This window comes from Synechococcales cyanobacterium T60_A2020_003 (assembly GCA_015272205.1).
Classification (GTDB): Bacteria; Cyanobacteriota; Cyanobacteriia; order RECH01; family RECH01; genus JACYMB01.
On record JACYMB010000346.1, the window covers coordinates 1 to 4,984 of the forward strand.

At 51.8% G+C, this 4,984-nt stretch carries 8 protein-coding genes and 1 pseudogene; 3 read left to right on the forward strand and 6 right to left on the reverse strand.

The genetic code is table 11. The features are described 5' to 3' along the window. Nucleotides 1-146 precede the first annotated feature (146 nt). From IGR76_17130 to IGR76_17140, 3 genes are all read right to left on the reverse strand, one after another. Nucleotides 147-326, reverse strand: a complete 180-nt coding sequence (locus IGR76_17130) for a DUF4278 domain-containing protein (GenBank protein MBF2080185.1) — start codon at nucleotides 324-326, stop codon at nucleotides 147-149. An 11-nt stretch (nucleotides 327-337) separates the two neighbouring features. Next, the gene (locus IGR76_17135) at nucleotides 338-478 is read right to left on the reverse strand and encodes a hypothetical protein (protein MBF2080186.1); all 141 of its coding nucleotides are present in this window, start codon (nucleotides 476-478) and stop codon (nucleotides 338-340) included. Nucleotides 479-703: 225 nt separating this feature from the next. Next, nucleotides 704-931: a hypothetical protein gene (locus IGR76_17140; protein ID MBF2080187.1), complete on the reverse strand. Its 228-nt coding sequence runs from the start codon at nucleotides 929-931 to the stop codon at nucleotides 704-706. Nucleotides 932-934: 3 nt separating this feature from the next. Between IGR76_17140 and IGR76_17145 the strand changes: the two genes are divergently transcribed. After that, on the forward strand, nucleotides 935-1,675 hold the full coding sequence (locus tag IGR76_17145) for a transposase (protein ID MBF2080188.1): 741 nt from the start codon (nucleotides 935-937) through the stop codon (nucleotides 1,673-1,675). A 208-nt stretch (nucleotides 1,676-1,883) separates the two neighbouring features. On the opposite strand, the gene IGR76_17150 is transcribed toward IGR76_17145, so the two are convergent. Together IGR76_17150 and IGR76_17155 are read right to left on the reverse strand one after the other, a co-directional pair. Then, nucleotides 1,884-2,564, reverse strand: a complete 681-nt coding sequence (locus tag IGR76_17150; protein ID MBF2080189.1) for a hypothetical protein — start codon at nucleotides 2,562-2,564, stop codon at nucleotides 1,884-1,886. A gap of 187 nt (nucleotides 2,565-2,751) precedes the next feature. After that, nucleotides 2,752-2,901 carry a hypothetical protein gene (locus tag IGR76_17155; GenBank protein MBF2080190.1) on the reverse strand — a complete coding sequence of 50 codons (150 nt, stop codon included), beginning with the start codon at nucleotides 2,899-2,901 and terminating at the stop codon, nucleotides 2,752-2,754. A 129-nt stretch (nucleotides 2,902-3,030) separates the two neighbouring features. Here IGR76_17155 and IGR76_17160 point away from each other — a divergent pair, with 129 nt between their 5' ends. After that, nucleotides 3,031-3,798: an SDR family NAD(P)-dependent oxidoreductase gene (locus tag IGR76_17160; protein ID MBF2080191.1), complete on the forward strand. Its 768-nt coding sequence runs from the start codon at nucleotides 3,031-3,033 to the stop codon at nucleotides 3,796-3,798. Nucleotides 3,799-3,836: 38 nt separating this feature from the next. Beyond that, a pseudogene (locus IGR76_17165) lies at nucleotides 3,837-3,974 on the forward strand (hypothetical protein). Between the two features lie 145 nt (nucleotides 3,975-4,119). On the opposite strand, the gene IGR76_17170 reads toward IGR76_17165, so the two are convergent. Then, a partial coding sequence (locus IGR76_17170) for an NCS2 family permease (protein ID MBF2080192.1) occupies nucleotides 4,120-4,984 on the reverse strand: 865 nt, incomplete at its 5' end.

A 4,984-nucleotide genomic window follows, 5' to 3' on the forward strand; every position in this document is an offset into this window, starting at 1 on the left:
TCTGCGATTCTAGGTCTTAAACCGGATGAGGGTGGCTATAACTCATCACAAACAAAAGGAGTCTGATCAGTGTTACCTGCCAAACTCCATCTACGAATTTAGGAACCTATTTCAGGTATCGTGCAGTGGCGTCGTTCTACACCGACTTACACTGCAATGCCACGATACTTAATGGTGTATCCCCGAAGATTACGGCTTTCGGGAACCTGTATGGAATGGTGAAGATGATTGTCAGCACCGCGATACTTACCCATGACATCCCCTTCTACCGCAGGTAGCGTCGCCGGGGTCGTATTGTACTGAATGCCTCGATAGTTAAACCTCATGCGCCCTCTCCTTAAGCATCAGAAGAATCCAATCGTTGGGTATCCACGACTTCAGCCATAGATCGTTGCAACATACCCCGGCGGCGATCGCCCTGGCGCTGCCGAGATTGCGCTAACCGAACACGGGCGTTGTCGTTGAGATTGCGAATCATGGTGAAATCTCCAATGTACTCGTCAGTAACGCTATCAATCCTGTCATGACTCTCGAAACAGAGACGAAAGTTTAGTCCGCAAGGGTTATCGAATCGTTCTGCTTCAAGACATTATCTTTAATCTAAATTCTGTATTGAAAGTTACAGAATTTAGGTTTTCTGGTAAATATCATAGCGTTCTGACACACAGAAAGCCTTAAGAGATCCCAAAGCCTGAGTTAAGATTCAGTGATGATTGGCGATCGCCTGCAACGATTCCAACTCCTGCGCCGCTTCATCTAATTTCCCTTGTGCCGTCAACGCCATTCCTCGCGCAAAGTGCCATACCCCAGTTGGATAGACCAAATCTGCATCAGGGGCTGGAGCCGATTTGAAGTGCGTCGCATCAAATACTGAGCGATCTACGCCTTGGAAAATTGCGAGGGATTCTTTGATGGCAACCGAGGAGTGCATCTGGTGGTTCTCGATCTGGTCGTAGGGGAGTGGCGCATCCCGTGGAGTTGCCGAGTGTACCGGGGCAAGGACACCCCCTCTCCCGCCCAACTCGGCCTCCGATGGGTCGCTGCTCTCCCCAAGGGGCTCAGACGGGCCTTCAAGATCCTCGTGTTAGCAGACACGGCTTTTGGCCGTGTGGAGTTTCTCCAAAGGATTCGACCCTTGAAGCTGCATGCGATTGCAGGAGTACGTTATGACCGGCAACTGGAGGATGGACGCCATCTGTTCAAACTGCATCAGCCGGGACAGCCGGTTCGTTTGGCGGGACTCAAGTTTCCCGTAACCATTGCTGGGTTCTACCTCAAACGCGACGGGGAATCAAAGCGCTCCCAACGCTATGTCCTGTCCACTCGACCGCTCAAAGCCTGCACGATTGTCGGGTGGGGGCGACACCGCTGGCAGATTGAGGGCTTCTTCAAAACAGCGAAGCATCGCTTTGGCCTGCATCGTTTCGGCCAGCAGACTCGACTTGAGATGTATCGCGGGTTGGTTTTGTCTTTGGTTGCGTTCCTCTTAGCGCATTGGGGGGATCTGGCAATGGATACATCTGCCCTTCCGGATTGGGCGGTTGCCGCCAAGGTCGTCTTTGAAGCCGTGCTGCCGGCAGTTGCGATTGCACTGGTGTTTCGACAACTCGAACGACAACAACCGTTACTGCAGCGACACGGTTATCAGGTTCAAATCGTTAGGTGCAAGATCTGAGTAGAGACATTACACCCTCTGCACAGAAGCAAGAAATTGATCGGGAAGACGTTGGCGAATGGCCGCACGCGATCGCTCGGCTGCCGTTAACGACGACGTGGCCGCCAAGGCGCGATCGCCCCCAACGCCGCATGGTGAGCAATATCCGCCACTAAGTCAGGCTGAGTATCCACCAGTTCTTGAAGCTGTCGCGCAATCTGTAGATGCACTAATCGACGACGAGGTTCTGAAAAACGGTCATACAGCGGTGATAGACTTGCAGCGCATTAGCGCGATCGCCAATTCGGGCCTGGAGTCGCATCAATGTACAATAGGTTGCTTCGCTGAATGAATCCAACTGTAGGCGTTTCTGCGCATAGGCGATCGCACTACGGTATTCTCCCGTTTGCTCCAAGTGGTCAATCAATAAATCGAGCGCTCGGAGTCGTCGTTGCTGTAGTCGTTCTCGTTCCGGCATGATCCATTCATCGGTACAGTCAGACAACAGATCCCCCCGATAGAGATCTAGGGCTTCTTCCAGGTGCGATCGCACCAGATCAGAGTCGGAGGTCTGTTCCGCCAACTTCAAGGCTTTCTCAAACTCCACTACATCGATCCAGCACTCTGGTATTACGCGCCACTGCAACGTCTTTGCATCAGCCCACAGCACCGTATCTGGATCAGGGAGCGATCGCCGTAGATGACTGAGTTCCTTGCGGAGATTGGCTCTGGCTTGAGTATCGGTCGAATCCGGCCAAAGCTGGGCTGCAATCCGTTGGCGGGGTTGAGGAGCATGGTGATGCAGCACCAGATAGGCCAATAGAGACTGTAACCGACTGGTATGGATACCCGAAATCGGCTGGTAGTTTAAGGAAATGGCACAGTCGCCCAGGAGTTTGATCTGGAGCATAACAACCAGAACAAGGCGTATTCCTTCACCATAGACGCTCCTTAAAGGATAGTCTATGACGGGTTATATGCGCTAAAAAACAGCGTAGACAGCCTACCTAGAGCACGCTATCCACGCATTTGCAAACTGAGCGATCGCATTTTCTCCTTCCTGTCAGGCATCCTGCCTAACGAGAAATAAAGAGGTCTTAGAAGGTTTGAGATACGCCATTGGTAGGGATATAGCGACCGTAGAACAGGCTAAATCGCCAGAACCATTTGATCGCTTCCCAAGGCTGAGTTGTGAAGATTGAATGATGGGGATTAGCTGAGGTAGAGCGAGAATTAGAACAGGTCATGATGTCTTCTCCGTGTTGAGTTGTGAGTAGATAGAAAATGCGTTACCTTTCTTAAGGTTAGAGCGCAAGCCCAAAAGTAACAAAAAGCAATATTGATGGCTGATATGAAAAAAATTCATAGTGGCAGTTATGACTCCATCTAACGCATCGCAGTCAACCCACGCGCTGATTGTGGGAGCCAATGGCGGAATTGGTCTAGGGTTTGTGCAAGCCCTCCTCGCGCAGAGTAGCGTACAAGTCTACGCGACCTACCGTGATCCCAATCGTGCCCAAGCGTTACTAACCCTGGCGCAAAGCCAGAGCGATCGCCTCAAGGTCTACCCCCTCGATCTCACCGATGAAGATCAGGTGAGTCAGCTTGTGACCTTGATCCAGGCCGAAACCCCAGTCCTACATCAGGTTATTAACTGTGTTGGTGTTCTCCATGAGGGAACGTATCAACCTGAAAAGAGTCTACGCCAGATTAATTCCGATCAACTGATGCACTATTTTCAGGTCAATAGTATCGGTGCGGTGCTGCTGGCGAAGCATCTCCTACCGCTCTTCCGGCATGGCGATCGCAGTCTCTTTGCCAGCATCTCTGCGAAGGTCGGCAGCATTGAAGATAATCGCCTAGGGGGATGGTACGGCTACCGTGCCTCGAAAGCCGCTCTCAATATGTTCATGAAAACGATCGCCATTGAGTATACGCGCAAATGTCCAAATACGATCGTTGTTGCTCTCCATCCCGGCACTACGGATACGTCTCTCTCCAAGCCTTTTCAGGCTAATGTCCCCCCGGAAAAACTATTTTCCGTAGAACGGACTGTGGGGCAATTACTCACCGTGCTTGATAGCCTGACACCTGCCGATACAGGGAATTTCTATTCATGGGATGGTAGTCGTTTACCTTGGTAACAGAACCGAGTCATCTCCATAGGGCTTGCTAAATAAATATGGATGGTTATACGCAGTTTTTGGGTACAGAGGCACAGCCCAACTTACCCGCACGATCGGCTATGCAAATTGCTGGGTTAGTGAATCCCGGTTGGTTGGTGGAAATCGAAGTGGTAGCGGTGCGATCGCCCGTATAGTCAGAAAAACTTCAAAGGGAGCGATCGCCCTCCAGGCAGTCACAGAAACGCGATCGCTCTCTGACCTCCAATGGGAGATATGCGATCGCGAAACATCGTTATACGAAGACTACCTTAAATGATTTTTAGACTATTTGAGCACGATCTAGGCGATCGCAAACTTCAGTACAAAGAGAGCAGCCAAAACCCAGACCGCGATCGACACTTCACTGGTCTTACCTTGAAACGTCTTGATCAAGGGATACAGGATAAAGCCTGCGGCCAGTCCGTCCGCGATCGAATAGCTCAACGGCATGATGATCATCGTCAGAAACGCTGGAATCGCCTCTGCCGGATCGCCCCATCGTACAAAGGTCGCCGCACCGATCATCAGCGCTCCCACAATGATCAGAGCCGGAGCCGTAGCGAAGACTGGAATGCCAGCCAATAGCGGAATAAAAAAGATAGACACCACAAACAGTGCGGCCGTAACGACCGCCGTAAAGCCGCTCCGTCCCCCTTCCGAAACACCAGACGCCGACTCAATGTAGGACGTTACCGTTGAAGTGCCCAAAATCGCGCCCACGGTCGTACCCACCGCGTCGGCCATAAACGCCCGACCCACGCGCGGGAATTCGCCATTTTCCCGTATATAGCCAGCCTTTGCGCCTAGGCCTGTCAGGGTTCCCACCGTGTCAAACAAATCCACAAACAAGAGTACAAAGACGATCGAAAACAGTTCCAGAGGGTTGATTTGGGCGATCTGTCCCAATCCGACAAACGCTTGTCCAACCAGATCAACAGGCATCTGGGGTATCGCGACAATGCCCTCTGGCAGCGGCGCAATCTGGAGAATCCAGCCCAAAATCGCTGTCGCTAAAATTCCCCAAAGCAGGGCCCCTACAATCCGACGGGCAATAAATGCAGAGGTGACAAGCAAACCAAAAATCGCCATTAGGGTCGGCGGTTGAGCTAGATTCCCCAGGGTCGTTGTCGTCGCTTCACTGGCGACAATCAGACCCGCCCCCGAT